General features: G+C 72.4%; 29 protein-coding genes. 20 read left to right on the forward strand and 9 right to left on the reverse strand.

The features are described from left to right. Positions 1–542 precede the first annotated feature (542 nt). On the reverse strand, positions 543–1,454 hold the full coding sequence (locus ABGB10_RS18255) for an A/G-specific adenine glycosylase (protein ID WP_347662039.1): 912 nt from the start codon (positions 1,452–1,454) through the stop codon (positions 543–545). Between the two features lie 96 nt (positions 1,455–1,550). Here ABGB10_RS18255 and ABGB10_RS18260 point away from each other — a divergent pair, with 96 nt between their 5' ends. From ABGB10_RS18260 to ABGB10_RS18270, 3 genes are all read left to right on the forward strand, one after another. Then, a complete protein-coding gene (locus tag ABGB10_RS18260) occupies positions 1,551–2,063 on the forward strand; it encodes an ACT domain-containing protein (RefSeq protein WP_347662040.1) in 513 nt (170 codons plus the stop codon). Next, the gene (locus tag ABGB10_RS18265) at positions 2,060–2,632 is read left to right on the forward strand and encodes a peptide deformylase (RefSeq protein WP_347662041.1); all 573 of its coding nucleotides are present in this window, start codon (positions 2,060–2,062) and stop codon (positions 2,630–2,632) included. The genes ABGB10_RS18260 and ABGB10_RS18265 overlap by 4 nt, the downstream gene beginning before the upstream one ends. 118 nt (positions 2,633–2,750) lie before the next feature. Further along, positions 2,751–3,470, forward strand: a complete 720-nt coding sequence (locus tag ABGB10_RS18270; protein ID WP_347662042.1) for a hypothetical protein — start codon at positions 2,751–2,753, stop codon at positions 3,468–3,470. A gap of 26 nt (positions 3,471–3,496) precedes the next feature. Here ABGB10_RS18270 and disA read toward each other — a convergent pair whose 3' ends face one another. From disA to ABGB10_RS18290, 4 genes are all read right to left on the reverse strand, one after another. Further along, complete coding sequence (disA, locus tag ABGB10_RS18275) at positions 3,497–4,681, reverse strand: DNA integrity scanning diadenylate cyclase DisA (RefSeq protein WP_145778622.1); 1,185 nt, start codon at positions 4,679–4,681, stop codon at positions 3,497–3,499. Between the two features lie 132 nt (positions 4,682–4,813). Next, positions 4,814–6,271 (reverse strand): DNA repair protein RadA, encoded by a 1,458-nt coding sequence (gene radA, locus ABGB10_RS18280; RefSeq protein ID WP_347662043.1) that lies wholly within the window; start codon positions 6,269–6,271, stop codon positions 4,814–4,816. Positions 6,272–6,356: 85 nt separating this feature from the next. After that, positions 6,357–7,136, reverse strand: a complete 780-nt coding sequence (locus ABGB10_RS18285; protein WP_347662044.1) for a hypothetical protein — start codon at positions 7,134–7,136, stop codon at positions 6,357–6,359. A gap of 140 nt (positions 7,137–7,276) precedes the next feature. Beyond that, positions 7,277–8,116, reverse strand: a complete 840-nt coding sequence (locus tag ABGB10_RS18290) for a UbiA family prenyltransferase (protein WP_347662045.1) — start codon at positions 8,114–8,116, stop codon at positions 7,277–7,279. Positions 8,117–8,162: 46 nt separating this feature from the next. Between ABGB10_RS18290 and ABGB10_RS18295 the strand changes: the two genes are divergently transcribed. From ABGB10_RS18295 to ABGB10_RS18310, 4 genes are all read left to right on the forward strand, one after another. Further along, complete coding sequence (locus tag ABGB10_RS18295) at positions 8,163–8,936, forward strand: methyltransferase domain-containing protein (protein ID WP_347662046.1); 774 nt, start codon at positions 8,163–8,165, stop codon at positions 8,934–8,936. Positions 8,937–8,977: 41 nt separating this feature from the next. Beyond that, the gene (locus ABGB10_RS18300) at positions 8,978–10,144 is read left to right on the forward strand and encodes an acyl-CoA dehydrogenase family protein (protein WP_347662047.1); all 1,167 of its coding nucleotides are present in this window, start codon (positions 8,978–8,980) and stop codon (positions 10,142–10,144) included. Between the two features lie 97 nt (positions 10,145–10,241). Further along, the gene (locus ABGB10_RS18305; RefSeq protein WP_347662048.1) at positions 10,242–11,291 is read left to right on the forward strand and encodes a type III polyketide synthase; all 1,050 of its coding nucleotides are present in this window, start codon (positions 10,242–10,244) and stop codon (positions 11,289–11,291) included. A 33-nt stretch (positions 11,292–11,324) separates the two neighbouring features. Next, positions 11,325–11,984 (forward strand): hypothetical protein, encoded by a 660-nt coding sequence (locus tag ABGB10_RS18310; RefSeq protein ID WP_347662049.1) that lies wholly within the window; start codon positions 11,325–11,327, stop codon positions 11,982–11,984. A gap of 18 nt (positions 11,985–12,002) precedes the next feature. Here ABGB10_RS18310 and ABGB10_RS18315 read toward each other — a convergent pair whose 3' ends face one another. Further along, positions 12,003–12,692, reverse strand: a complete 690-nt coding sequence (locus ABGB10_RS18315) for a hypothetical protein (protein ID WP_347662050.1) — start codon at positions 12,690–12,692, stop codon at positions 12,003–12,005. 328 nt (positions 12,693–13,020) lie between these two features. On the opposite strand from ABGB10_RS18315, the gene ABGB10_RS18320 reads away from it, so the two are divergent. From ABGB10_RS18320 to ABGB10_RS18335, 4 genes are read left to right on the forward strand one after another with little or no spacing between them, the layout of a single operon-like run. Further along, positions 13,021–13,506: a CarD family transcriptional regulator gene (locus ABGB10_RS18320; protein WP_007073334.1), complete on the forward strand. Its 486-nt coding sequence runs from the start codon at positions 13,021–13,023 to the stop codon at positions 13,504–13,506. A 55-nt stretch (positions 13,507–13,561) separates the two neighbouring features. Beyond that, positions 13,562–14,257, forward strand: a complete 696-nt coding sequence (gene ispD / locus ABGB10_RS18325) for a 2-C-methyl-D-erythritol 4-phosphate cytidylyltransferase (protein WP_347662051.1) — start codon at positions 13,562–13,564, stop codon at positions 14,255–14,257. A gap of 13 nt (positions 14,258–14,270) precedes the next feature. Further along, positions 14,271–14,756 (forward strand): 2-C-methyl-D-erythritol 2,4-cyclodiphosphate synthase, encoded by a 486-nt coding sequence (gene ispF / locus ABGB10_RS18330; protein ID WP_347662186.1) that lies wholly within the window; start codon positions 14,271–14,273, stop codon positions 14,754–14,756. A gap of 10 nt (positions 14,757–14,766) precedes the next feature. After that, on the forward strand, positions 14,767–15,795 hold the full coding sequence (locus ABGB10_RS18335) for a tetratricopeptide repeat protein (RefSeq protein WP_347662052.1): 1,029 nt from the start codon (positions 14,767–14,769) through the stop codon (positions 15,793–15,795). A 149-nt stretch (positions 15,796–15,944) separates the two neighbouring features. Here the strand turns inward: ABGB10_RS18335 and ABGB10_RS18340 are convergent, their stop codons facing one another. After that, complete coding sequence (locus ABGB10_RS18340) at positions 15,945–17,111, reverse strand: cupin domain-containing protein (protein ID WP_347662053.1); 1,167 nt, start codon at positions 17,109–17,111, stop codon at positions 15,945–15,947. 94 nt (positions 17,112–17,205) lie between these two features. Between ABGB10_RS18340 and ABGB10_RS18345 the strand changes: the two genes are divergently transcribed. From ABGB10_RS18345 to ABGB10_RS18385, 9 genes are all read left to right on the forward strand, one after another. After that, complete coding sequence (locus tag ABGB10_RS18345; RefSeq protein WP_347662054.1) at positions 17,206–18,075, forward strand: hypothetical protein; 870 nt, start codon at positions 17,206–17,208, stop codon at positions 18,073–18,075. Beyond that, positions 18,072–19,268: a fumarylacetoacetase gene (gene fahA, locus ABGB10_RS18350; RefSeq protein ID WP_347662055.1), complete on the forward strand. Its 1,197-nt coding sequence runs from the start codon at positions 18,072–18,074 to the stop codon at positions 19,266–19,268. The genes ABGB10_RS18345 and fahA overlap by 4 nt, the downstream gene beginning before the upstream one ends. Before the next feature lie 175 nt (positions 19,269–19,443). Further along, complete coding sequence (locus tag ABGB10_RS18355) at positions 19,444–19,653, forward strand: DUF397 domain-containing protein (RefSeq protein ID WP_088987326.1); 210 nt, start codon at positions 19,444–19,446, stop codon at positions 19,651–19,653. A 146-nt stretch (positions 19,654–19,799) separates the two neighbouring features. Beyond that, positions 19,800–20,282 (forward strand): SRPBCC family protein, encoded by a 483-nt coding sequence (locus ABGB10_RS18360; protein WP_347662056.1) that lies wholly within the window; start codon positions 19,800–19,802, stop codon positions 20,280–20,282. Positions 20,283–20,462: 180 nt separating this feature from the next. After that, positions 20,463–21,719: a PQQ-binding-like beta-propeller repeat protein gene (locus tag ABGB10_RS18365; protein ID WP_347662057.1), complete on the forward strand. Its 1,257-nt coding sequence runs from the start codon at positions 20,463–20,465 to the stop codon at positions 21,717–21,719. Between the two features lie 99 nt (positions 21,720–21,818). Then, on the forward strand, positions 21,819–22,181 hold the full coding sequence (locus ABGB10_RS18370) for an LPXTG cell wall anchor domain-containing protein (RefSeq protein ID WP_347662058.1): 363 nt from the start codon (positions 21,819–21,821) through the stop codon (positions 22,179–22,181). A 64-nt stretch (positions 22,182–22,245) separates the two neighbouring features. Beyond that, positions 22,246–22,782 (forward strand): hypothetical protein, encoded by a 537-nt coding sequence (locus ABGB10_RS18375; protein ID WP_347662059.1) that lies wholly within the window; start codon positions 22,246–22,248, stop codon positions 22,780–22,782. A gap of 59 nt (positions 22,783–22,841) precedes the next feature. Next, entirely contained in the window at positions 22,842–23,384 is a 543-nt protein-coding gene (locus ABGB10_RS18380) for a hypothetical protein (RefSeq protein ID WP_347662060.1), read from the forward strand. A 58-nt stretch (positions 23,385–23,442) separates the two neighbouring features. Further along, positions 23,443–24,471, forward strand: a complete 1,029-nt coding sequence (locus ABGB10_RS18385) for a hypothetical protein (protein ID WP_347662061.1) — start codon at positions 23,443–23,445, stop codon at positions 24,469–24,471. A 64-nt stretch (positions 24,472–24,535) separates the two neighbouring features. Here ABGB10_RS18385 and hisC read toward each other — a convergent pair whose 3' ends face one another. Then, entirely contained in the window at positions 24,536–25,639 is a 1,104-nt protein-coding gene (gene hisC, locus ABGB10_RS18390; protein ID WP_347662062.1) for a histidinol-phosphate transaminase, read from the reverse strand. Beyond that, the gene (locus ABGB10_RS18395) at positions 25,636–26,682 is read right to left on the reverse strand and encodes an RDD family protein (RefSeq protein WP_347662063.1); all 1,047 of its coding nucleotides are present in this window, start codon (positions 26,680–26,682) and stop codon (positions 25,636–25,638) included. Before ABGB10_RS18395 ends, hisC begins: the two co-directional genes overlap by 4 nt. Positions 26,683–26,687: the final 5 nt, after the last annotated feature.

The following is a 26,687-nucleotide window of genomic DNA, read 5'->3' on the forward strand; positions in this document are numbered from 1 at the left end:
GTTCGCGCCCTGCCCGGCCTGCCGTGCTCGCAGTGCGCCTGCCGCGCCTCCCGGCCTGCTCGCGCCTGCTTGGCCCCCGTGCTCGCCGCGCGCGCCCGCCCGTGCTCGCCGCGCGGTGCCGCCCTGCCACACCCCGCAAGATCCGCGCAACATCAGGGAAAGTGCTGGCTCACGGCGTCCGGAGGCAGCACTTTCCCTGATGTTGTGGGTGCAGCGACGCCGGAGGGGTTGAGGGGTGGGTCGGGAGCGTCTTTGGTGTTCCGTGGAGGCTCGCGACCGCAAGATCGCGCAACATCCAGGATGTAGTGGCCTCCAGCGCGCGCGAGACCACTACATCCAGGATCGAGCACGATCTTGGGCCGGCCATCCGAGCGGGCCGGCCATCCGAGCGGGCCGGCCATCCGAGCGGGCCGGCCATCCGAGCGGGCCGGCCATCCGAGCGGGCCGGCCGGGCACGGGCGGAGCACGGCGGGAACGGGCGGAGCGCGGGCGGAGCGCGGCGGGCGGGGCGTGGCTATGCGGGGAGGCCCGGGGCGGGCGGGTCAGGTGGCCAGGTCAGCTGTCGGGTGGGACGGGCCGTCGCCGACGAGACGGAAGGTGTCGGTGCCGGCTGCTTCGACAAGTCCGTCCTGGACCAGGCCGGCCAGGGCGCGGGCGCGCTGAACGTCATCGGTCCAGACCTGGTCCAACCGTTGGTGGGGGACCGGCCCGGTGGACTCCCGTAGCACCCCGAGCAGCAGGCCGCGTACCTGTCGGTCGGTGCCCGCGTACCGCTGGGGTCGGCGGGTTGGCCCGGCCGGCGCCTCCTGGCCGGAGGCCCGCCACGCGCAGACCGACTCGACCGGACAGGCCGGGCAGCGCGGTGACCGCGCTGTGCAGATCACCGCGCCCAACTCCATGAACGCGGCGCTGGCGAGTGCCGCCGCGGCCGGCTCCGCCGGGAGTAGTTCTTCGGTGGCGACCAGGTCGGCGGGCCGGGTAGCCGGTCCGGCGTCCGGTTCGCCGGCCACCGCCCGGCAGACCACGCGGCGTACGTTGGTGTCGACCACCGGGTGTCGCTGCCCATAGGCGAAAGCGGCCACCGCCCGCGCCGTGTAGGTGCCGACGCCGGGCAGTGCCAGCAGTTGCTCCAACCGGTCCGGCACCTGGCCGCCGTGCCGGTCCACGATCGCGACGGCGCAGTCCCGCAACCGGACCGCCCGACGGGGGTAGCCGAGGCGTCCCCACATCCGGATCGCCTCGGCCTGGGTGTCGGCCGCCAGCGCCGCCGGGTCCGGCCAGCGGGCCAGCCACGCCTGCCAGGCTGGTACGACTCGGACGACGGGCGTCTGCTGGAGCATGACCTCGCTGACCAGGATGGCCCACGGGGTGACGCCGGGCTCACGCCACGGCAGCTTACGGGCGTGCTGCTGGAACCATCGGCTGACCAGGGTGGCGAAATCGGGTTGAGTCATGGCGTCGTCGATGATGTCACGCTCCGCGATCCCGCTGGATGGGCGGCTCGGGCGGGGTGCCACGGCGGCGCTCGCCCGATCGGAGAGAATGCGCGGATGAACGAGCTCGCGATCACCGTTATCGGTCGGGACCGGCCGGGCATCGTGGCCGACGTCGCCGAGGTGCTGGCCGGACTGGGCGCCAATCTCACCGACAGCACGATGACGCGGCTGCGGGGGCATTTCGCGATGACCCTCATCTGCACCGGGCCGGCCGCCGCCGAGGTGGAGGCCGCCTTGGCGCCGTTGGCCGCCGAGGGTCAACTGCTGGCGACGGTACGCGCGGTCACGCCGGACGGCGACGTGCCTCCGGCGGGTGAGCCGTACGTGATGGCGGTGCACGGTTCGGACCGGATGGGCATCGTCGCGGCGATGACGCGGGTGCTGGTCGACGCCGGAGGGAACGTCACCGACCTGAGTACGCGCTTGGCTGGTTCGCTCTACGTGGTGCTGGCCGAGGTCGAGTTGCCGGCCGGTGTGGCAGACACGCTTTCCGACCGGCTGGCCCGGACGGCTGGCGAGCTGGGCGTGGAGGTCACGCTCCGGCCGGCGGACCCGGATCTGTTGTGACCGGCGAGGAGAGCGGGCCGGATGTCGGTCTGGGCGATTGGACACCGGAGTCGCTGGCCGTGCCGGGTGAGGTGCGGCCGGTGGTGTCGGCCCCACACCCGGTGTTGAGTAGGGCCGCCGAGGTGGTCGACCCGACCGCGAAGGAGACGGTCCAGCTCGCGGCCGACCTGGTGGCGACGATGCGGGTGTCGCCGGGCTGCGTCGGGCTGGCCGCGCCGCAGATCGGAGTGGGCGCTCGCGTGTTCGCCGTCGACGTGACCGGGCATCCGAAGGCGGTCACGGTGCATGGCGCGTTCGTGCTCTGTAACGCCCGCGTGGTCGAGGCGACGCGGTGGAAGCCGGGCCGGGAGGGGTGCATGTCGGTGCCGGACCTGACCGGGGACGTGAAGCGGGCCAGTCGGCTGGTGGTGGAGGGCGACCTACCGGGCACGGGGGAGCCGGTCCGGCTGGTGACCGACGGGTTCGAGGCCCGGGCGTTGCAGCACGAGATCGACCACTGCGCGGGCCTGCTCTTTCTGGATCGGGTGGCCGGTGCGCACGCCGTCTACCAGCGAAAGGTCTACCTCTGATCGGCTGCCGGACGACCCCCCTGTCTGTCCTCAGTGGAGGATGGAACGTGCGCCCGGAGGCGACTCCGGCGCGTCGCACCGTGCTGGCGGGCGGGGCGCGACTACGGTGGGGGGCATCATGCGTCTGACGGTCGGCCCCCTGCCACCCGCTGTGTACTGGCGGCGTCGTGTCGTCGTACTCGGAGCCGGGCTTCTCTTCCTGATTGTCCTGCTTTATTCGTGCACCCAGTCGGGTCGTTCCGGTGGTCAGGATCCGACGGCGGGAGGTTCGCCGTCGGCGACGTCCGCTGCGACGTCTGATGCCGGCGGGCCGGTGCTGACACCGCAGACCGGGACTCCCTCGCCGTCCACGTCTGCCGACCCGGGTGCGACGAACCCGAGCCCGGCGGTCACCAGCAACGACCCTCCGCTGGGCGCGGCGGCCGGCTCGGAAGACGACGGCACCTGCACCAACGAGGAGATCAGCGTCGTCTCGGTGGCGAGCCCGACCTCCGTCCAGCGGGGGGCGCTGGTCGACCTGCACCTCAAGATCAAGAACACGTCGGACCGGACGTGCAGCCGGAACGTCGGTGCCGAGGCTCAGGAGATCTTCGTCAAGTCCGGTGCGGAGAAGATCTGGTCCTCGGACACCTGCGGCAAGGTGCAGGGCGCGGACGTGCAGTCCTTCACGCCCAACTTCGAGCGGTCCTACCAGGTGGCCTGGAACGGACGGGACACCAGTCGATGCGACGGCAGCGGGCTGGCGGCCGGACCGTTCCCGCCCGCCGGGTCGTACCAGGTGTTCGCCCGGGTCGGCACGAAGCTCAGCTCACCTGCGAAGCTCACCATCACCGGCTGAGCCGGTCAGACGTAGCGTTTGCCAGGTCAGACGTAGCGTTCCAGGATGGATGCCTCGGCGAGCCGGGACAGCCCCTCACGGACGCCTCGGGCCCGGGCGTCGCCGACCCCCTCGACGGCCTGCAGGTCCTCCACGGTCGCGCCCAGCAGCCGCTGGAGGCTGCCAAAGTGCACCACCAGACGGTCGACCACCGCCACCGGCAGCCGGGGCACCTTGGCCAGCAGTCGGAAGCCCCGTGGGCTGACTGCGGCGTCCAGAGCGTCGGACGCGGCCGGGTAGCCGATCGCCTTGGCCACCGACACCAGGTCGATCAACTCGGTGGCGCCGAGCAGGTCCAGCTCGACAAGTGCCTCGTCCAGGGTGCGCGACTTGCGGCCGACCGGGAGGTAGTCCCGGATGACCAGCGTCCGGTCGGCGTCCACACCGGCCATCAGCTCGTCGAGTTGAAGGGCGAGCAGACGGCCGTCGGTGCCCAGCTCCACCACGTAACCGGCGATCTCGTCGGCGATCCGGCGAACCATCTCCAGTCGCTGCACCACGGCCACCGCGTCCCGGACGGTGACCAGATCCTCGATCTCCAGTGCGGAGAGCGTGCCGGAGACCTCGTCCAGCCGGAGCTTGTAGCGCTCCAGGGTGGCGAGGGCCTGGTTGGCCCGGGAGAGGATGGCCGCCGAGTCGTCCAGCACGTGCCGCTGGCCGTTGACGTAGAGGCTGATGATCCGCATGGACTGGCTGACCGAGATGACCGGGTAGCCGGTCTGCCGGGCCACCCGCTCAGCGGTGCGGTGCCGGGTGCCGGACTCCTCCGTCGGGATGGACGGGTCGGGCATCAGGTGCACGGCTGCCCGGACGATCCGGGTGCCGTCGCTGGAGAGCACGACGGCGCCGTCCATCTTGCACAGCTCGCGGACCCGGGTCGCGGAGAACTCCACGTCCAGTGGGAAGCCGCCGGTGCACAGACCCTCGACGACCTTGTCGTAGCCGAGCACGATCAGCGCACCGGTGCGACCGCGCAGGATGCGCTCCAGACCGTCGCGCAACGCCGTGCCCGGGGCCATCAGGGCAAGGTTGGCCCGTAACGGGTCCCCGGCACTCCCGGCGGCGCCTGCGGTCACGCTCACGCTGATCGGGCGGGCGGGCGAGCCCACGGCGCCGGTGCGGGCCTGGGGCGGCGCGCCGGCTGGCTTGGTGGTATCGCGGTCGATCGGCACGGGCACAGTCTACGGACTGCCGTGCGGTGGGTGCTGTCGTGGTTACTGTGATGTGTCACGATGCGGCCCTTCCAACCGGTTTCCCTCTTGCGACATGCTGTCCGGTATCGCCACCCTCGTCGGCACGGTGGGTCACTCGGCGGACGCGCGGGCCGCATGATGCAGCGCCGAACGAACGTCCGTGACCTCGGTCACCCGCATCTGCTCGGGCCCCGCGCCGGTGCTGGTCGGGCCGCAACCGGGCGGCACCAGGGCCACCTTGAACCCCAGCCGGGCCGCCTCGGCCAGCCGACGTGGCACCGCCCCGACCCGGCGCACCTCACCGGTCAACCCCACCTCTCCGATCGCCACCAGGTGCGGAGCGATGGCCAGGTTGAGCCCTCCGGAGGCGACCGCCAACGCGACCGCCAGGTCGGCGGCCGGCTCCACCACCCGGATGCCGCCCACGGTGGCGGCGAAGACCTCCCGGTCATGCAGTGTCAGCCGCTCGGTGCGCCGTTGCAGCACCGCGAGCACCATCGCCAGCCGTGCCGAGTCGAGGCCGGAGACGGTGCGTCGGGGTGACCCGGCCACCGTTGCGCCGATCAGGGCCTGCACCTCGGTGACCAGGGCTCGCCGCCCCTCCATCGCCACGGTCACGCAGGTGCCCGGGACCGGCTCCGCGTAGCGGGTCAGGAACAGCCCGGACGGGTCGGCCAGGCTGCTGATGCCGCCCTCGTGCATCTCGAAGCAGCCGACCTCGTCGGCCGCGCCGAACCGGTTCTTCACGCCGCGCACCAGGCGCAGCGACGAGTGCTTGTCGCCCTCGAAGTGCAGCACCACGTCGACCAGGTGCTCCAGCACCCGAGGCCCGGCCACCTGGCCGTCCTTGGTGACGTGCCCGACCAGCACGGTGGCGATGCCCCGCTCCTTGGCGACCGAGACCAGCGCGGCGGTGACCGCGCGGACCTGGGTCACCCCACCGGGCACCCCCTCGGTGCCGGTGGTCGAGATGGTCTGCACCGAGTCGAGCACCAACAGGCCCGGCTTGACCGCGTCGAGGTGACCGAGCACCGAGGCCAGGTCGCTCTCCGCGGCGAGGTAGAGCTGGTCGTGCAGGGTGCCCATCCGCTCGGCGCGCAGGCGCACCTGACTGACCGACTCCTCACCGCTGACCACCAGCGAGGGGCTGCCGGCACCGACCGCCCAATGCTGCGCCACATCGAGAAGGAGGGTCGACTTGCCCACGCCGGGCTCGCCGGCGAGCAGCACCACGGCACCGGGGACCAGGCCGCCACCGAGCACCCGGTCGAGCTCGCTCACCCCGGTGGGCACGGCGCGGGCCGGAGCGGCGCTGATGGTGGCGATCGGTCGGGCCGGCTCGGACGGCATCCGGGAGCTGACCACCCGACCGGAGACGGTCGGGCCGGTCACCGTGTTCTCGACCACCGCCCCCCACTCGCCGCACTCCGGGCAGCGCCCCACCCACTTGGGCGGCTGGTGCCCGCAGGCGTCGCACTGGTAGGCAGGCCGCGGCTCGCGGGCGCTGGACCGGCCACGGGCGGCACCGGCCGTGCCGCCACGCGGAGGGGTCGATCGGGAGGTGGTCACATCAGGACGCTAGCCCTCGCGTACGACGAAAACACCCCGGCGTGGTGGTCACCACGCCGGGGTGTTCGTCGATGTGACGGTCGGGTCACTCGTGGGTCGTGCCGCCCTCGTTGCCCTCGTAACCGCCCTCGCGCTCGATGATCGGCGAAGGGGGCGCGGCCGGGGTGAGCGGCACCGCGATCGGCGCCTGGCCGGTGACCGTGTTGCCGTTACCGAAGTCGAAGGTCACGACGACGTTCTGGCCGGAGCGCAGCGCCTCGGTCAGGCCGATCAGCCGGAGCTGCGTGGTGGCCTCGGAGTTGAACTGGACGTAGCTCAGCGGTGCCAACTCGATCCGAGCCGGCTGACCCGGTGCGGACGGGCTGGCCGAACCCGACGCCCGCGCCGACTCCGGGGCGGACGGGGTGGCCGAGGACGACCCGGTCTCGGAGGGCGTCACCGACGGGCTGGCCGAGCGGGACGTCGGCGTCGACGGGCTGGCCGAACCGGACGGGGACGGGCTCATCGAGGCGGACTCCGAGGCCGACGGCGACGGGCTCGCCGAGCCGCCGCTGATCACCACCTCGCGGGCGCTCTCGGTGGTGACGGTGACCGTCACCGTCTCCTTCGAGTCGTTGTAGATCACGGCACCGAGCGTCGCGTCCTGGCCGGCCCGGTAACCCTCGGCGCCCGGGTAGTCGACCAGCAGGCCGCGGACCGAGAAGGAACCGTTGTTGGTGGTGAGGTTGACGCCCTGGACCGACGGCTCCTTCAACGCGGTCTCGGCGATCTGACCGGTGCCGCATCCGGACGCCAGCAGGCTGGCCGCCGCAATCCCGGACAGCAACAGGGCCGCCCGCCGGGATCCCCTGATCGAGCGCGTCACGTCGGTCCTCCTCGTCACAATCCCCACCCGGGCCGTACGCCGGGCACGGTGGCCATACCCGCGCAGACCGCGCTCCAGGGTAGTTGGAGCTGATCGAGGCCCGCACGCGGACCCGGCATTGCCACCTGCCCGGGTGCCGCTCACACCACCCGACCGCTCGCCACCAGCAGCACCACGTCGATCAGGGCCACCAACAGCACCGCTCGGAAGGCCGACACCGGCCGCCGGCCGGCCCGGACCGCCGCGCGGCCGGCGTACCAGCTCAGCGGTGGCACCACCGCGGCCGTGCCGACCGCTGCCAGACCGATCGCCGACGGCGGCCCGGGTGGTCCGAGGACCAGCGCCGCGGTCGCCGCGAGGAGCAGACCGGCCGCCGCGGCCCGGCTGCCGGCGGCGCCCAGCCGGTGGGGCAGGCCGCGCACCCCGGTCCGAGCGTCGTCGGCCAGGTCGGGGAGCACGTTGGCGAAGTGCGCGCCGGCACCCAGGCACGCCGCCGCGACCACCAGCCAGGCCGGCGGGGCCGGCTGACCGGGCAGCGCCAGCACCACGAAGGCGGGCAGCGCGCCGAAGGAGACGGCGTAGGGCAGCACCGAGAACACGGTGGCCTTCAGCGGCCAGTCATAGAGCAGGGCGGAGACCAGGGCGACGGTGAGCCAGAACGCCGCCGTCGGGTTCGTGGTCGACGCGAGCAACGGGCAGGCCACCGCGGCCACCGCCGCAGCCCAGGCCGTGGTGCGCCGGCCGACCGCGCCGGCGGCCACCGGTTTGTCGGTACGCCCCACAGTGGCGTCCCGCTCGGCGTCCAGTGCGTCGTTGGTCCAGCCGACGGCGAGCTGGCTGGCCAGCACGGCGAGCACGACGGAGACGATTCCGGCCGCCCGGTGGCCCACCCCCCACGCCAGCAGACCGGAGACCGCGGTCACCGCTGCGGCCGGTTCCGGATGGCTCGCTCTGACCAGCCCTAACACCCTCGACGACATAAGGGAAGTCTGGTCGTTACCGAGCAGTCGTGCCACGCTCGGTTCCATGCGAGACGTGGCTGCGTCCGCGGCGTCCACCGGCCCCCGGGTGCTGCCGCGTAACGATCCGCGCCAGTACGACGACCTGGCCGGTGAGTGGTGGCGGCCCGATGGCGCGTTCGCGATGCTGCACTGGCTGGCCGAGGCCCGCGCGGCGCTGGTGCCACCGGCCACCCACCCGGGCGCGGTGCTGGTCGATCTGGGCTGCGGTGCCGGTCTGCTCGCGCCGCACCTGACCGGCAAGGGCTACCACCACGTCGGGGTCGATCTGACCCGTTCGGCGCTGGTCCAGGCGGCCGAGCACGGGGTGCGGGTGGTCCAGGGCGACGCCACCGCGGTTCCGCTGCCGAGCGGTTGCGCCGACGTGGTCTCCGCGGGTGAGTTGCTGGAGCATGTGCCGGCCTGGCCGCGTGTGGTGGCCGAGGCGTGCCGGTTGCTGCGCCCGGGCGGCCTGCTGGTGTTGGACACCCTGAACGACACGGCGCTGGCCCGGCTCGTCGCGGTACGGATCGCCGAGCGGCTGCCGACGGTGCCGCGTGGCATCCACGACCCTCGGTTGTTCGTGGACGCTCGGGCTCTGGTGGCCGAGTGCGCCCGGCACGGTGTCGACCTGCGACTGCGGGGCATCCGGCCGCAGGTCGGGGGCCTGCTCGCCTGGCTGCTGCGCCGCGCCCGCGCGACCCGCGCGTCCGGTGTGGCCCGTGCCGGCCGTACGCCGCGAATCGTGCCGACCCGGTCCACCGCCGTTCTCTACCAGGGCCGGGGGGTCCGCAAAGGATAGTCGGGCCGTGGCGGGGTATGGGACGCCGAGGAGGAGACGATATGACGGTTCAGGCGCTTGAGGCAGCCCGCCGGTTGGCGCCGCGGTTCGCCGCGCGGGCGGCGGAGCACGACCGGGACGGTTCCTTCCCCGCCGAGGACTTCCGTGATCTGCGGGAGGCTGGCCTGTTCGGGTTGATGGTGCCCCGGGCGCTGGGCGGTCTGGGGGCGAGCTTCGCCGAGTACGCCGCAGTGGCCACCGAGCTCGCCCGGGGCAACGGTGCGACCGCCCTGGTGTTCAACATGCACGCCTCGGTGACCGGTGCCCTGGGCGCGGTGACCGAGGAGTTGGCCGAGGCGCTCGGCGTACCCGACGAGGCGCTGGCCGCCCGGGACCGGCTGCTGACCGCCGCGGCGGAGGGCTCCTGGTACGCGGTCGCGATGAGCGAGCGTGGCGCGGGTGCCCGGCTGTCCCAGCTCACCACGGCCTACGAGGCGACCGACGGCGGTTGGCACCTCAAGGGCAGCAAGACCTTCTGTTCCGGTGCCGGGCATGCCGACGGCTACCTGGTGGCGGCACGCAGTGCGGCCGACCAGTCGGTGGTGTCGCAGTTCCTGGTGCCGGCCGGTGCCGGGCTGACCGTGGAGCCGACCTGGGACTCGCTGGGCATGCGCGCGACCTCGTCGCACGACCTGCACCTGGACGTCACGGTGCCGAGCGACCGGCTGCTCGGCGGTGTGGAGGGGCTGGCGTTGGTGGTCGCCCAGCTGATGCCGCACTGGTTGGTGGCCAGTTACGCGGCCGTCTACGTGGGGGTGGCCCGGGCGGCGATCGACGCGGCGGCCGAGCATCTCAACGCCCGTAACCTGGGCGGCCTGCCGGCGGTGCGGGCCCGACTGGGTCGGGCGGACGCCGCGACGGCCGCCGCACAGTTGGTGGTCGCCGAGGCGGCCCGCCGGGTGGACGAGGCGCCGGGCGACGAGGAGACCAACCGCTGGGTGTGGCGCGCGAAGCTGCTCGCCGGCACCACGGCTGCCGAGGTGGCTGCGTCGGTGTTGGAAGCGGCGGGCACCTCGGCGACCCGCCGTGGCCATCCGTTGGAGCGGCTCTACCGAGATGCCCGATGCGGCTCACTGCACCCCGCCACCTCGGACGTCTGCGCCGACTGGTTGGGCATCGCCGCGTTGGGTGGCGACCCGGATCGCGACGGATCGGCACCACGTTGGTGAGCCGGCCGGGTGCGACCTGTGCGGAGGAGGAAAGGCCGGCCGCGGTGGCTGGTGGGACGACCAGGGGGAGGACAGCATCTGACGAGAGGTGGGGATCGTGTCCGTACCAGTGATCGCGGGGCTCGGGACTGCGCAGCCGCCGTCCGCTCTCCAAGACGAGTTGTGGGAGGGCTTCTTCTCCCGGCACTTCTCCGGCACCACCCGGTCGTTGGCCCAGCGCATCTTCGCGAACTCCGGGGTGACCCGGCGGCAGGCCGCGGTCAACCCGCTGCTGGAGGACGTGTCGGACTGGCCGACCGAGCGCCGGATGCGTCGCTACCAGGTCGAGGCGCTTCCGCTCGGCAAGGAGGCGGTGGGCCGCGCGTTGACCGCGGCTGGGCTGGGTGCCGGTGACATCGGCTTGTTCATCGTGTGTTCCTGCACGGGGTACGCCACCCCCGGGCTGGACATCCTGCTCGCCCGGGACCTCGGCATGGCCGCGGACACCCAGCGGATGTTCATCGGCCACATGGGCTGTTACGCGGCGCTGCCGGGGCTCGGCGCGGCGAGTGACTTCGTCACCGCGCGGGGGCGGCCGGCGCTGCTGCTCTGCGCGGAGCTGACCAGCCTGCACATCCAGCCGTCCAGTGCCAGGGTGGACACCCAGCAGATCGTCTCGCACGCGCTCTTCTCGGACGCGGCGGTCGCCGCCGTGGTCGTGCCGGGCGGCCCGGGGTACGCGTTGCGCGAGGTCACGTCCGTCACCGACACCTCGACGGCGGACCACATGACCTGGGATGTCACCGACGCCGGTTTCCGGATGGGGTTGTCGCCGAAGGTGCCGCAGGTGCTGTCGAGGCATGTCCGCAAGCTGGTCGACGACCTGCTGGCGCGGCACGGCGTCACCAGCTCCGAGGTGGACGGTTGGGCGGTGCACCCGGGAGGGCCACGGATCCTCAACGTGGTCGAGCGGGAGTTGGCGTTGCCCCCGGACGGGCTGGCGGCGTCCCGGGCGACGCTGGACGAGCACGGCAACTGCTCGTCGCCGACGGTGTTGCTGATTCTGGACCGGCTGGGCCGTGCGACGCCTGCCGCTCGGCGCATCGTCATGTTGGCGTTCGGCCCCGGCCTCACCCTGTACGCCGCTCTGCTCGATCGACAGGACTGATCGTCTGCGCGGCCCGGCCGGTACGCTCGGCGGATGCAGGCGACGACGGACGACCGGCTGCGCTCGGCGGTGCTGGTGGGCGCAGCGGTGGCCGTGCTGGCCGCCGGTGTCGGGTGGTGGCGTGCCGCCGCGCCCGCCGCGACGGCCGGGTCGGCTGGTCCTTCGACCGTCGCGCCGAGGGTCGGGCCGACGGTCGGGCCGAGCGTGAGCACCGCGCTGGAGCGCGCCCTGGTCACCCGCGTAGTGCCCGGTGAGCGGTTGACGATGCGGGTGGACGATGCGGGTGAGGTCGTCAGCGTGCCGCGTGGCTTCTGGGCGGAGATCGACCCGGAGACGGGCATGATCGCCGACATCGTGGGCGATCCCGGTGACCTCGTCTTCCAGGGCGGTCTGCTCACGTTCCGGGAGACGGTCTGGCGGGAGCGGGCGGCACTCGCCCCGGGGGAGGGCGTCGTCCGGCAGTCGGCGGGGAGCAACGCCCGTCTCCTGTTGCAGTACCGCTGCACCAGGCCGGGCGGCCTGACGGTGACGATCGTTGGTGCCGGCCTGGCCGGGCCCTCCGAGATCGACTGCGACGGCACTGTCGTCAGCGCCAGGGTGCTGTCACGCGGCCGGCCGTTCCGGGTGTCGCTGTCGGCGACCGGGGAGCGGGAGATCGACGTCGAGGCCCAACTCGTCGAGCTACCCCGGTAGACCAGCGCCCAGCGGCGTTCAGGCGCCGAGGGCGCTCAGGTCACCTCGGTATGCGTCGACCGGCCCCAGGTCGGGCAGCACCCGGGTCACCGTGCCGGTGCGGTCGACCAGCAGGGCTGTCACGACGCCGGGACGGGCCGGTTGACCCAGGAACGAGCGCAACCCCCCGGCTGGGTCGGCCAGCTCGCGGAACTGCCGCTGGTCGGTCGGCGCGGCGGTTACCGTCCGGCCGCCGGTGACGGTCACCACGGAGACCCCGGCGGGCGCGGCAGCCAGGGCGTCGCCGACGCGGTCGGGGCAGGGACAGCCGTCCAGCAGGATGATCATGGCGGGGAGCAGGCCGCGCAGCGGTACGGGTGCCTGATCCGCGTCGACCAGGTCAAGTGCGGGCAGTGCCCGCCCGGCGAGGGTCGCGGGCGGCGAGTAGGGCGCCGGGGTCGGACGCTCGGTGCGGCCGGCTCGCGGCCAGGTGACCACGAGTAGGCCGGCAAGCGTGGTGAGGACCGCCACCAGCAGGACCAGCAGCGGCAGACCCAGGACCCGGTGGCTGCCGGGCAGGCCGGTGGCCCTGCGCAGCTCGCGGCGGATCTGGGCGGCCTCGGCGGCGAGCGCGGAGGCGTCGTCGGGGACCACGACCCGGCCCCACTCGGGTGGCAGGCCGGGCAGGCCGTCGGCCGGCCCGTGGCCCTCTGCATCCGGCTTGCCCATCCGACCTCCTGGAAGGGTCTCGCGAGCGGAGTGCGGCTCGGTCTCCAGGGTCGCGCACCAGGGGCTCCTCCCGCTACACCTGGGCGCAGTCCGGCCGGCCGGGCTACCATAGGAGGAGCGCATAGCCCTTGATCTCGACGTTCTGTTCACCCGTGCCGGGCAGTCATCCGCACGTTACGGAGCGTGTTCGAACCATTGGTTTGACCGCCTGTCAAGCTGAAGCAAGACCTCTCACAGGGCCCCTGAGCTGCGCCAACGGTCAGGACATCGGTGAGACATCGGTGCCTGACCGTGTTACCCTAGACACAGCGAAAGGGGTTTCGAACCTATGGTTTTCAGTGTCGGCGAGACCGTTGTCTACCCCCACCACGGGGCCGCACTCATCGAGGCAATCGAGACTCGGGTCATCAAGGGCGAGCCTAAGCAATACCTCGTCCTGAGGGTCGCGCAGGGTGACCTGACGGTCCGGGTGCCGGCCGAGAACGCCGAGATCGTGGGCGTTCGAGAGGTGGTCGGCGAAGAAGGCCTCGGTAAGGTCTTCGACGTTCTGCGGGCTCCGCACACCGAGGAGCCGACCAACTGGTCGCGGCGTTACAAGGCCAACCTGGAAAAGCTGGCCTCCGGCAACCCGCTGAAGGTCGCCGAGGTCGTGCGTGACCTGTGGCGCCGGGAGCGGGAGCGGGGCCTGTCCGCGGGCGAGAAGCGGATGCTCGCCAAGGCCCGCGACATTCTCGTCGGCGAGGTCGCGCTGGCTGAGAAGAGCACCAAGGACGAGGCGGAGACGCTGCTCGACAAGGTCCTCACCGAGGCCTAGTCCGCACAGCATCGTCGTCCCGCTTCGTAGTGAAGAAACCACCGAGGACCGCGACGTGACCGCGCAGCTCAATCCGCGCGGTGACGTCGCGGTCCTCGTGCCTGCGGCGGGTGCTGGAGTACGTCTGGGCCCCGGCCGGCCCAAGGCGCTGCGCCTGCTCGCCGGCGAGCCACTCCTGGTGCACGCCGTGCGCCGGCTGGCCGCCGCACCGTCGGTGCACACGATCGTGGTGGCCGCGCCGGTCGCCGAGGTGGCTGCCGTTCGTGAGTTGCTGACCCCGGTCGCGCCGGTGATCGTTGTTCCGGGCGGCGCGGAACGGCAGGCGTCGGTCGCCGCCGCGCTGGCCGCGGTGCCCGCCGGGCCGTCGATCATCCTGGTGCACGACGCCGCTCGTGCGCTCACCCCGTCCGAGTTGGTCGAATCGGTCGCGGCGGCGGTCCGTGACGGGCGGGACGCGGTGATCCCGGTCCTGCCGGTCGTGGACACGATCAAGGAGGTCGGTGCCGGCGAGGTGGTGCTCGGCACCGTCGACCGTTCCGCCCTGCGCGCCGTGCAGACTCCGCAGGGTTTCCGTCGTGCCGTGCTCAGCGCCGCGCACGCCGCAGCCGGTGACTCCCTGACCGACGACGCCGGGCTGGTCGAGAAGCAGGGCGTCGCGGTGAGCTGCGTGCCGGGCTCGGAGTACGCCCTGAAAATCACCCGACCGCTCGACCTGGCTCTGGCGGAGCATCTGCTCGCCACCGGTGGTTGACGCGTACCCTCTGATCATGATCGTTCCCAGGGTCGCCATCGGCACCGACGTGCACGCGTTCGAGCCCGGTCGACCCTGTTGGGTAGCCGGGTTGTTCTGGCCCGACCAGGACGGCCTCGCCGGGCACTCGGACGCCGACGTCGTCGCACACGCGGCCTGCAACGCGCTGCTCTCCGCCGCCGGCCTCGGTGATCTCGGTGCTGTCTTCGGGGTGGGCGAGCCGGAGTGGGCTGGAGCGCCCGGCGTGGCGCTGCTGACCGAGACGGCCCGCCGGGTGCGGGCCGCCGGCCTGGAGATCGGCAACGTGTCGGTGCAGGTTCTCGGCAACCGCCCCAAGATCGGCCGACGTCGTGCGGAGGCGCAGCAGGTGCTCTCCTCCGCAGTCGGCGCCCCGGTCACGCTGTCCGCCGCGACCACCGACGGGCTCGGCTTTCCCGGGCGCGAAGAGGGGCTGGCCGGCATCGCGGTGGCTCTGGTGTACGACGCGCCGGCCGCCTAGGCTCGCCGCGATGTCCACCGACCCCGCCCCCGACCGGTCCGCCGCCGACGGCTACGTCCAGCGCGCCCAACTCCTCGCCGAACTCGGCCGTCACGACGAGGCGGCCGGCGAGCTGACCTACGGTCTGGCGCTACAGCCGGACGACGTGGAGGCCCTCACCATGCTGGCCAGGGTGCACCTGGCCGCCCACCGCCCGACCGAGGCGCTCACGGCGGCGGACACGGCCGTGGTGGCCGCGCCCGAGGCCCTGCCGCCACTGGTCGTCCGGGCCATGGCGTTGGCCGACCTGGAGCGCTACGCCGAGTCGGCGGCCACCGCCGACCGCATCCTCGCCCTCGGCCCGGCCGACGCGTACGCCCAGCGCAGCGCCGCGGCGATCCTGGCCGACTCCCGCAACGGTCAGCCGGCGCTGAACGCGGCCTGGCGCGGGGTCGAACTGGCCCCGGAGGAGCCGCAGGCACATTTGGTGCTCAGTCTGGTCGCCGCCCGGCTGGACCTGTTCGATCTGGCCGAGCGGGCCTACCGGGAGGCGTTGCGGCTCGATCCGCGCATCGCCGAGGCCGGTCACGACGTCGGTGTCATGCGACTGGAGCAGCGCCGCTGGTCGGAGGCGCTGGAACACGTGGCCGAGGCGGTGACGATCAGCCCGAGCCGGATCGACTCGCCGCGGACCCTCGCGTACGGCCTGCACCGCCTGGTGCTCTACGGCGCGGGTTGGTCGCTGGTGGCGGCGGTGCTGGTCGCGGTCGCGGCTGCGGCGAACGACGGGTTCTCCCGCGTCCTGGCGGTGCTCGCCGCGCTCACCGGTGGGATCGTGGTCTGGCAGCTCGCGGCCCGGCTCCCCGGGCTCACCCGGACCGTCCTGCCCGCCATGTTGCATTCGGACCGGGCGATGGCCCTGGCGGTGTACGCCGTGGCTGCCGCGCCGCTGTTGCTGCTGGTGTACGCGGTGGTCGGCTCACCGTGGCCCCTGGTGCTGGCCATCGCCGCCACGGCGGTAGCCGAGCTAGCCGTCTTCACCAGAACCGCCATCCGCTAACCGAGGCAACCCGAGGCTCGGCGTAACCCCTAAAGATCACCAGCGTCGCCTAGCTCGACCAGGTCAGGGGTTTCGCCGGAGCCCGCCCGCGTCGGGATCAAGCCTGACCGCCCAGAGCGGGTGGGCTCCGGCGAAACCCCAAAGGGCGACTACACCGAACGCGCCCAGGTCCAGGCATACCCCTCGTCCTCGCAGGCGCCGGCGGCGTCGCAGAGGTCCAGGGGGCGGAAGGTGTCGACCATGACGGCCAACTCGTCGAAGTGGTCCGCGCCGATGGAACGCTCGGCCGCGCCCGGCTGGGGGCCGTGGGTGAAACCGGACGGGTGCAGGGAGATCGAGCCCTGTTCGATGCCGGAGCCGCGCCGCGCCTCGTAGTTGCCGCCGGTGTAGAAGAGCATCTCGTCGGAGTCGACGTTGTGGTGGTTGTACGGCACCGGGATCGCGTCCGGGTGGTAGTCGACCTTGCGGGGCACGAATGAGCAGATGACGAAGTTGGGCCCCTGGAAGGTCTGGTGCACCGGCGGGGGCTGGTGGATGCGGCCGGTGATCGGCTCGAAGTCGTGGATGGAGAACGCCCACGGGTAGAGGTGCCCATCCCAGCCCACGACGTCGAACGGGTGCTGGGCGTAGACGTAGCGGGTCCAACCACGCCGGTGGCGGACCAGCACCTCCACCTCCTCGCCGTCGACGAGCAACGGCGTGTCCGGGCCGCGCACGTCGCGCTCGCAGTAGGGCGAGTGCTCCAGGAACTGGCCGCGTACGGAGAGGTAGCGCTTGGGCGGGCCGATGTGCCCGGACGCCTCGACGGTGAGCAGGCGGACGGGCTGGTCACCGGTGGGCACCAGCCGGTGGATGGTCGAGGTGGGGATGATGACGTAGTCGCCGGCGACCGCGTCCAGCACCCCGAAGGGGGACTCGACCCGCAGGGTGCCCGACTCGACGTAGAGGCAGTGGTCGCCGGTGGCGTCACGGAACAGCGGTGAGGGCCGGTCGGCGAGCACGTACCCGATGCGTACGTCGTCGTTGGCGAGCAGGTACTGCCGGCCGAGGACGGGGTCGGAGCCGCCGGTGTCCAGCTTGTGGGTGCGCAGGTGGCGGGGCTTGAGCGGCAGGTTCGGTGCGCGGCTGAACGTGGGTGGGGCGAACTCGTCGGCGGCCAGGATCGCGGTGGGCGCGTGCCGGTGGTAGAGCAGGGACGAGTCGGAGGAGAAGCCCTCCTGGCCCATCAGCTCCTCGGCGTAGAGCGTGCCGTCGGGCTGACGGAACTGGGTGTGGCGCTTGCGTGGCACGTCGCCGACGCTGCGGTAGTACGGCATCTCGCCTCCCGATATGTTCCGTTCACCGATCAGCAGCGTCCGATAATCGGACACTGTTGTCCGTTCCTCGTAGCGTCCCGTACATTCTTGTTCCGTGTCAACGCAGGTGCCCGCACTCCTCGACGGCCTGGTGGACGATGCCGCCGTCTTCCCGCCGGGCAGCGCCACGCTCCCCGACGCGCTCGCCGCTCACCGTCGGCACCGCACCGCCTGGTACGCCGACCTGGTCGGCCCGCTGCTCGTCCCCGCCTCGACCGTCGCGGCGGGGGAGCTGAGCGGTCTCGTCGACCCGGGCGAGGGTCTGGTGATCGGGTTGATCGGTGACACCGGCATCGCCCGCCTGCCGTTCGCGCTGTCGTTCCTGCCGCCCGACGGTGTGACCGCCCGACAGGTCGAGGTGGCGGTCGCCAAGCGCGGCGAGGACCCGCTGCCCGGCATCGCCGAACTGCTGCGGCTCACCGATGCGATGCCGGGCGTCGAGGCCGTCTACGCCGAGCTGCCGCTCACCTTCGGCCTGATGGGCGCGCTGGACGCGCTCGCCGCCGCCCGCGCCGACGGGGTGCCGATCGCCGCCAAGTTCCGCACCGGCGGCCTGGCCGCCGAACTCTTCCCCACCCCGACCGAGCTGGCCGCCGTGATCTGCGCCTGCCGCGACCGGGACCTGCCGTTCAAGCTCACCGCAGGGCTGCACCAGGCGATCCGGCACCTGGACCCGGAGACCGGCTTCACCCACCACGGCTACGCCAACGTGCTGGCCGCCGCCCTGGCCGCCGCCGGCGGCGACCGGATGGAGACGGTCGCCGAACTGCTGACCGTGGTCGACCCGCGTCCCCTGCTGGAGCGCGCGAGCGGGCGGCTGGACGCGGCACGCCCACTGTGGGTCGGCTTCGGCTCGTGCAGCATCCTGGAACCACTTACCGATCTGATCCGGCTTGGGCTGGTGAACGGGGGCTACGACGCATGACCTGGGTGACCGGTGCCGACGGTTCGCCGTACGGGGTGACGAACCTGCCGTACGGGGTGTTCCGGACCGACGGGGGGCAGCCACGGATCGGCGTACGGATCGGCTCGTGGGTGTTCGACCTGGCCGCGGCGGAGGCCGCCGACCTGGTGCTGGCCGCCGGTGCGTTGTGCCGGCCCACCCTCAACGACTTCATGGCGCTCGGCCGTCCGCAGTGGACGGCGGCACGGCAGCGAATCACCGAGCTGCTGACCGACCCGGCGCACCGGGCCGCGGTGGAGCCGCTGCTGGTGCCCCTGGAGGACGTGGAGCTGCTGCTCCCGATCGAGGTGGCCGACTACGTCGACTTCTACTCGTCCGAGCACCACGCCTCGAACGTCGGGCAGATCTTCCGCCCCGGTCAGCCACCGCTGCTGCCGAACTGGAAGCACCTGCCGATCGGCTACCACGGACGGGCCGGCACGGTGGTCGTCTCCGGCACGCCGGTGATCCGACCGAACGGGCAGCGCCCCTCCGCCGACGGTCCGGTCACGGGCCCCTCGGTACGCCTCGACATCGAGGCCGAGGTGGGCTTCGTGGTGGGCGTACCCAGCCCGTTGGGGCAGCGGGTCGCGGTCGACGACTTCGCCGACCACGTCTTCGGTGTGGTGCTGGTCAACGACTGGTCGGCTCGGGACATCCAGGCCTGGGAGTACCAGCCGCTCGGGCCGTTCCTCGGCAAGTCGTTCGCCACCTCGGTGTCGGCCTGGGTGACGCCGCTCGACGCGCTCGGCGACGCCTTTGTGCCCGCCCCCGACCAGGACCCGCCGGTGGTCGACTACCTGCGTGACGTGCCACACCTGGGCCTGGACCTTCGACTCGTGGTCGAGTGGAACGGCGAACAGGTCAGCGAGCCGCCGTTCGCCACCATGTACTGGACTCCGGCGCAGCAGTTGGCGCACCTCACCGTCAACGGCGCTTCGCTGCGCACCGGCGACCTGTACGCGTCCGGCACCGTCTCCGGCCCGGACCGGTCGCAGGTCGGCTCGTTCCTGGAGCTGACCTGGGGCGGCGCAGAGCCGGTCAAGGTGGGCGACGAGACCCGAACCTTCCTGGCCGACGGCGACACGGTGACCATCACCGCCACCGCGCCCGGCCCGGGCGGCACCACCATCGCCCTCGGCGAGGTCACCGGCACGGTTCGTCCGGCCAACTGAGCGGGCGCATTCCATCCGTCTCGTGCGCGGAACCGGTTATCGCACAGCCGGTGCGATAACCGGCCCTGGTTGACCCGTTGATCGTCCGGATCCCGTTGCCTCGCCGCGCAATCCGGGCCGGGCGTTCGCCCGACTGTGAGCGGTGGGGCGTCCATCGCACACGGAGGTAACGACGATGCACGATCTTGCGGGCGCGATCTGGCGTACCAGTAGCCGTTCCAACGACCAGGGGCTCTGCGTGGAAGTGGCGGACAACCTGGTCGATGTCCACGGTCTGGTCGCGGTCCGCGACTCCAAGGACCAGGCCGGCCCCACACTCGCGGTCAGCCCGCCGGGGTGGACAGCCTTCATCGGCGCGATTCGGGCCGGTCGCTTCGAACGCTGATAGCGAAAGCCTCGGCACCGGTCGACGACGCCCGGTGCCGAGCAACCGTCCAATCGGACAGAGTGGCCTCCGGGTGGTGGGAATTCCGTCCCGGGGGCCCCGTCCGGCCCTCACTCCGCGTACCGTCGGGGACACGGGAGGGCGGCATGTCGACGGTGGCGGTTACCGGAATCATCGAGGCGCACGCTGCCGATGTCTGGCGTCTGCTGACCGACCTGCCGGGTCGTGCGGCCCGATTGACCGCAGCCGGCCCGATCAAGGTGCTCACCCCGGGGCCGTTCGGTCCGGGCACCTCCTGGCGTGAGGAGCGCGCCCAGCCGGGCGGTGGCACGCTGAGCGAGGAGTTCCTGGTGGTGGAGTCACTCGCTCCGCAGCGGCTGGTGCTCTGTTCCTCCGGTGCCGGCGTCGACTATCGGATCACCTGGAGCCTGCGCCCGGTTCGGCGTCGCCGCCGGAGTTGCACGGCGATCACCGTCACCCAGGAGGCGGTGCCGATCGACCCGTACGGTCGGGTGGTGGCTCTGTTGCTCGGCGGCCTCGCCGCGCGGGCGGTCGAGGTGGCGCTCCGGCGTGATCTCGCCGATCTGGCCGCGGCGGCCGGCGTCATCGGCTCGCTCGAAGCCGCCTGAGCGCCGACCCGGTCCAGGCCGCCCTGAATGCTGACCGCTCAAGGTCGCACTGAGCGCCGACCGCTCCAAGTCGCACTTAGCGCCGACCGCTCCTGGCCGCCCTGGGCGCGGCCATCGTCGCCGTGACCTGAGCGGGGTGCGGCCGGTTCCGCTGGGTAGGGTGCCGGGCGGAGGTGCGGCATGGGGTTCCCGAGGGGCCGGCGACGGCTCGTGATGGTGGTCGCGGCGCTGCTCGCGACCGCGACCGTCGCGGTCATCGTCCACCGGGTACTCGCGCCGGCAGAGGTGAGCACGCTGGCGAGGGGTGACTATCCGGCCCCGGCTCGACCGCCCGCCGGAGTGATCGGTCGACTGCCGGTCGCCCCGTTGATCGTGGACGCGAGACTGCGGGTGTACGCCGCGCACCGTCAGGTCTACGCCGACCGGCCGGTCGACGGACGGTACCGGACCAGCCCGTACTGGTCGTACCGGCGGTGGCCGGCGGAGCTGACCGGGATCGTGGCCAGCGGCAGCACGGTGGTCAGCCGCTGGTCCGACGGCCAACTCGTCGCGCTCGACGCCCGGACCGGTGGGGTGCTCTGGAGAGCCGACGGTCCGAAGCCGGCCCCGAGCTCCGCGGTGGCACGCCGTACCTGGGCGGCCACCGTCTGGGAGCCGCGCGGGCTCCGACTCGCCGATCTCCCGGACGGCCGGACGGTGCTGGTGGTCAGCGGGGATGTCCAGGCGCGCGCTGTGGAGCTGAGCGACGGTCGGGAGCTGTGGCGGGTCGACCTGCCCGGCAACTGCCGTAGCGATGTCGGGACCACCGCCTCCGGTCAGCTGATCGGCCTGGACAGGTGTGCCGGGCCAGCCACCATCGAGTTCCGGGACGCGGCGACGGGCGCGGTGCGTGAGCGTTGGCGACCGCCCGGTGGCTCCGACGAGTTGGTGGTGACGCCGCTCGGCTGCCGTACCGGTGGGTCGGACTGCCTGGCCCTGCGGACCGCCGGTCCGGGCGATGCGGGCGGCCGGGGTTGGTTGCTGGGCCCCGGCGCACCGGTCGCTGCCCCCGCGCTGGATGCGACCGGCGCCGTGCTGGTCGGTGAGCAGGCTGTCGTCGTACTCGATGGGGTTGCGGTGGGACGCTCGGCGCGGACGGGCGCCGAACTGTGGCGGTCCGCGGACCTGGGCGCGGCCCGGCTGCTGGCCGGGCAGCCGGGCCGGGTGCACCTGTTGACCGAGGCGAACGATCTGGTCACGCTGGATCCGGTGACCGGTAGGCAGTTGTCCCGCTTCGCGCTCAATGTCGGCTCGGATGGGACCGGCTGGGCGCCCGGGGCGGTGACGGCCGAGGACGGGTTCGTCGCGGTCGAACGACTCCGCAAGCCGGTCGACCCGACCGGCGACGACCGGCGCTACTACTACACCGGGGAGGCGGTGATCCTGGCCGCCACCTGATGGTGGCTTCTTCGACCCGGGAACACCGAACCATCATTCCCTTTGTCCTGAAAGGGTATGTTTTTCATGGTTCAGGTTTCCAGTGGAAGGTGTCGGCGCATGGCCAGGACGGCAGCCAGCTACATCGTGGGCGGCACGCTCGCCGCCGCCGCGAGCCTGACGTTGGCGGTGCCGCCGGTGCTGGCCGCCGACCCGGCGCCGGTGCGCGGAATCAGCGCCGCCCGGGCCGAGCCGTCGGCGGGCACCGGCGTCACCTTCGAGATCCTGCCAGCGTCGCCGACGCCGCCCCCGACCCGGCAGCCACCCACGTCAACGCCGACCGCACCACTCCAACCCACACCCAGCCACGGCGGTGAGTTGCCGGTGACCGGGTCGGGCGGATCGGCGCTGCTGCTCGCCGCGCTGGGCGCGGTGCTGATCTTCATCGGGTGGTTCGCGGCCCGTCGCCGTCGGCCGAGCTGACCCGCCAAGTCAACGACCATCCGGCGGCTCGACAAACCGGACATAAGTTATCTATAGTCTCATTGTGCGACTCCTGGCAGCCCTGTTGGGCTCGATCATCATCCTGCTCTTCCCGGTGCCGGCCGAGGCGGCGCCGACTGACACGCGGACTTTCACGATCGCCCGGACCGTCGGGGTGGACATCTTCGTGCCGGCGTCGGTCAACCTCGGCTCGGGCCTCGTGGGGAGTTCCCTGACCGGCCAGCTCGGCCAGGTGGAGGTGCGCGACTCCCGCGGACCGGTCAACCCGAACACGTGGATCGCGACGGTCTCCGCCACGGTGTTCATCACCGGCGCGGGTGGCGCGCAACGGACCATCCCCAACGGTCAGGTCTTCTACTCGTCCGGCCCGGCGGTCCGTAGCACCGGTGGCGGCATCCTGGTGCCGGGTCAGCTCACCGCTGCCCAGGCGGTGTCGCTAAGTGCGCCCCGACAGGCGTTCCGGAAGACGAGCGGCAATGGCAACAACATGGTCGTCTGGGTGCCGACCATTCGCGTCGCCGTTCCGACCGGCGTCATCGCCGGGACTTATCGGGGGACAATCACCCACTCTGTAGCTTGATAGGTGATTTATCCTTTTTGGGAGGGTCTCGGACTGGTCTTCCTCCTAGCGTCAACGGCATGAGGAAGCCACTTCTTGCCCTGACCGCCGGTGCGGCCGCCGTGGTAGCACTGGCCTCGCCCGCTGCGGCGGCACCGTCCGGTGACACCATCGTCACCTTCAGCATCGCCACCGCCGACCTGAACATCACCGTCCCTGCCTCCATCAACCTCGGGTCCGCCTTCGCTGGTAACAGCATCACCGGTGAACTCGGCACCGTGACGGTCACCGACGAACGGGCGGCGCTCGCCGCCACGTGGACGGTCACGGTCACCAGCAGTTCGTTCGTCTCGGGCGGCGGCACCCCCGAGGAGACCATCCCGCCCAACAACGTGGAGTACTGGTCCGGTGCGGCCACTGCCACCAGCGGCACCGGCACGTTCGTCCCCGGACAGCCCACCCAGGCTGACGCGGTGAGCCTGAGCGTCCCCCGAACCGCCTTCTCGAAGACGTCGGGTGCCGGCATCAACTCGGCGAGCTGGGCTCCGGACATCCGGATCACCATCCCGGCGACCGCCGTGGGTGGCAGCTACTCGGGGGTGATCACCCATTCGGTGGCATGATCGTGCCTGCGCCCTTGCCCTGGCCGTGACCGTCCTGGTCGCGGCCGGGGCGCCGGCGATGGCCGCAGGATCCGTGCCGCCCGCCGCGTACCGGCCGCTGGCACTCGCCGAGCCCACCCTGCCCGAGGCCGACATGCCGGCGGCGGGATCGCGGCCGCCGTCGGTCACGCCGAGCCCGGATGCCCTGCCGGCCGGGGTGGGGATTCGGCTGCTCGACGCGCCGGCGAACCGGCGCGACGACACCCGGGCGTACAAGTACATCGTCGACCACGTCAAGCCCGCAACGACGATCAAGCGCCGGGTCGCGGTGCGGAACTCGTCGGAGCTCCACCGGAAGGTGACTCTCTACGCCGCCGGCGCCAGCGTCTCCGACAACGGATTCGAGTTCGCCCCGGAGCGGACCGAGAACGAGCTGAGCAGCTGGATCGCCGTGTCTCCGAACGAGGAGGCGCTCGCGCCCGACGAGGAGGTCGAGGCGCTGGTGACCATCACGGTGCCGTCCGCCGCGGAGGCCGGCGAGCGGTACGCGGTCGTCTGGGCCGAGGTGCCCGGGACGGACGGGTCGAATGTCCGGAGTGTCGGCCGGGTCGGCATCCGGGTCTACCTTTCGGTAGGCCCCGGTGGTGAGCCCCCGTCGAGCTTCGACGTCGGCCCACTCACCGGTGGTCGGGATGCCGAGGGGACGCCGTTCGTCATCACCGAGGTGCGCAACACCGGCCGCCGCGCGCTCGACCTGGCCGGTGAGCTGCGGCTCAGCGACGGCCCGGGTGGCCTCGCCGCCGGCCCGGTCAAAGCCGAGGCGGGGACACTACCGCTGGACGGTCGGACCACGGTCCGCGTGTTGCTCGACCGGCGGCTCCCGGACGGTCCCTGGACAGCAACACTCGCTCTGGCCAGCGGCTGGACCAAACGCACCGCCACCGGTGCCGTGACCTTCGGCCCGGCGCCCGCTGCGGCGAGCAGTGCAGATCATTCTCGCCAGGTGCTCACCGGTGGACTGGTCGCCTCGGGCCTGGTGCTGACGTTTCTGGTGGTGTACGTGTACCGCCGACGGCTGCGGATTCAGGAGTCGGTGCCAGCGGCCTGACGTCGGTCGGTCCGGTCCCCGGGGACAGGAAAGGGGAAACCGGACCGACCGCATGCTCGTCCGGTCAGACCAGGGCGGCCTCGGCCGCAGCCAGGAATGCGTCGTTTTCGGCCGGGGTGCCGATGGTGACCCGGACGCCGTCCCCGGCGAACGGCCGCACGATCACACCGCGCGCCTCGCACGCTTTGCCGAACGCCACCGCCCGCTCGCCCAGCGGCAGCCACACGAAGTTGGCCTGGCTCGTCGGCACCTCGGGCACGAACTTGCGCAGCGCCTCGGTGACCCGGTCCCGCTCGGCGACGACCAGGGCGCAGCGGCGCTCCATCTCGGCAACCTGGGTCAACGCGGCGAGCGCGCCGGCCTGGGCCGCCGTGCTGCTGGAGAACGGGGTCGCCACCTTGCGGATGGCGGCAGCCACCACCGGCTGGGCAACCATCCAGCCCATCCGCAGCCCGGCGAGGCCCCACGCCTTGGACAGGGTGCGCAGCACCGCAACGTTGGGCCGGTCCAGGTAGTCGAGCCCGTCCGGCACCTCCGCGTCGGTGACGAACTCCCGGTACGCCTCGTCGATCACCACCAGCACGTCGTCCGGCACCGCTTCGAGGAACGCGTCCAACTCCGCCCGGCGTAGCGCGGTGCCGGTGGGGTTGTTCGGGTTGCAGACGAAGATCACCCGGGTCCGGTCGGTCACGGCCGCGGCCATCGCCGCCAGGTCGTGCCCGTGCCCGGCGTCGTTGGGCACCCGCACGCTGGTCGCGCCGCTGGTCGCCGCAATGATCGGGTACGCCTCGAACGACCGCCACGAGTAGAGCACCTCGTCGCCGGGCAGGCAGGTGGCCCGCACCAGGTGCTCGGCCAGCGCCACCGACCCGCAGCCGGTGGCGATCCGGTCGGCGTCCACGCCGTACCGCTCGGCCAACGCGTCCCGCAGCGCGACCACACCCATGTCCGGGTAGCGGTGCGAGGTCGTGATCGCCTCGGTGACCGCCTCCACCACGCCGGGCAGCGGCCCGTACGGAACCTCGTTGCTGGCCAGCTTGATGGCCTCCGGCAGGCCCAACTCCCGGGCCAGGTCGGCGGGGCTGCGCCCCGGCACGTAGTTGGGCAACGCGTCCAGGTCGGCGCGGGTCAGCCGCAGGGCCGGCTGGTGACGTCCGGAGTCGGTCATGGGGTGTCTCCCGAGGGCTGGTTGCGGTCGTCCGAGGGGGCGGAACCGGGGCGGTAAGGGACTTCGACGACCACCGTCTGCGCGCGCTTGTCGTGCAGCGCCTGGCGTAGGGGGTGGTCCCAGAGGGGGGACAGGGCATCGACGAATTGCAGCACCAGGCCGAGCCCGGCGCAGTACCAGAGCAGCGTCGGCAGACCCAGCGTGCTCCACCGGCTCAGCGCCCGGCCGAAGCCCAGCGGCTGGTCGGCGGCCATCGGCACCGCTCGGATCCGCATCACCCGCTTGCCGAAGGTCTGCCCACCGGCGGCCATCGAGGGCACCTCGTACGCCAGCCACAGCGCGGTGGCGATCAGCAGGATCACCACGAGCAGCGAACTGGTCTGCTCGTCGGGCACCGGCATACCCTCGGCGGACGTGTCGCGGCGCGCGGCGCGCCGGAAGAACTCCTGCCAGTACGGCGCCCACTCCTGCGCCCAGCGCCAGACGAACCAGCCGTTGACCAGCACGTTCAGCGCGAGAATGATGCTGAAGTCGATCAGCCGGGCGGCGAGCCGGCGACCGTAACCGGCCAGCGCGTGGCCGTGCGGCCTCGGCTCGGGCGGTCGCCCGGGCCAGCCAGGGTGACCAGCGGGCGGCACCCAGCCGGGTTGGCTGCCCGGAGGAGCCCAGCCGGGCGGACCGCCCTGCGGACCCCAACCGGGTGGGCCGGACTGTGGCCCCCAGCCCGGACCCTGTGCCGGTGGCGGGCCGTAGCCGGAACCCTGTGCCGGTGGCGGGCCGTAGCCCGACTGTGGGCCGTAGCCCGATGGTGGGCCCTGGTGTGGCGGCCAGCCGGGCGCGACGGTTTCGGAGCCAGGGGTGGTCGGGCCGGAGGTCGGGGGCGCGGCGGGGGTGACCGGCGCGGGCGGCGGCTCGGCCGGCGGAGGACCATCCGGCGGGGTGGCGTCGACGGGAATGGGCGCGCCGAGCCAACCCTCGCCGTCCCAGTAACGCCGGGTCTCGGTGTCGGCGGGGTCGACGTACCAGCCAGGTTGCACACTCACGCCGT

Source organism: Micromonospora sp. B9E7 (genome assembly GCF_039871815.1).
In the GTDB taxonomy this organism is placed as follows: Bacteria; Actinomycetota; Actinomycetes; order Mycobacteriales; family Micromonosporaceae; genus Micromonospora.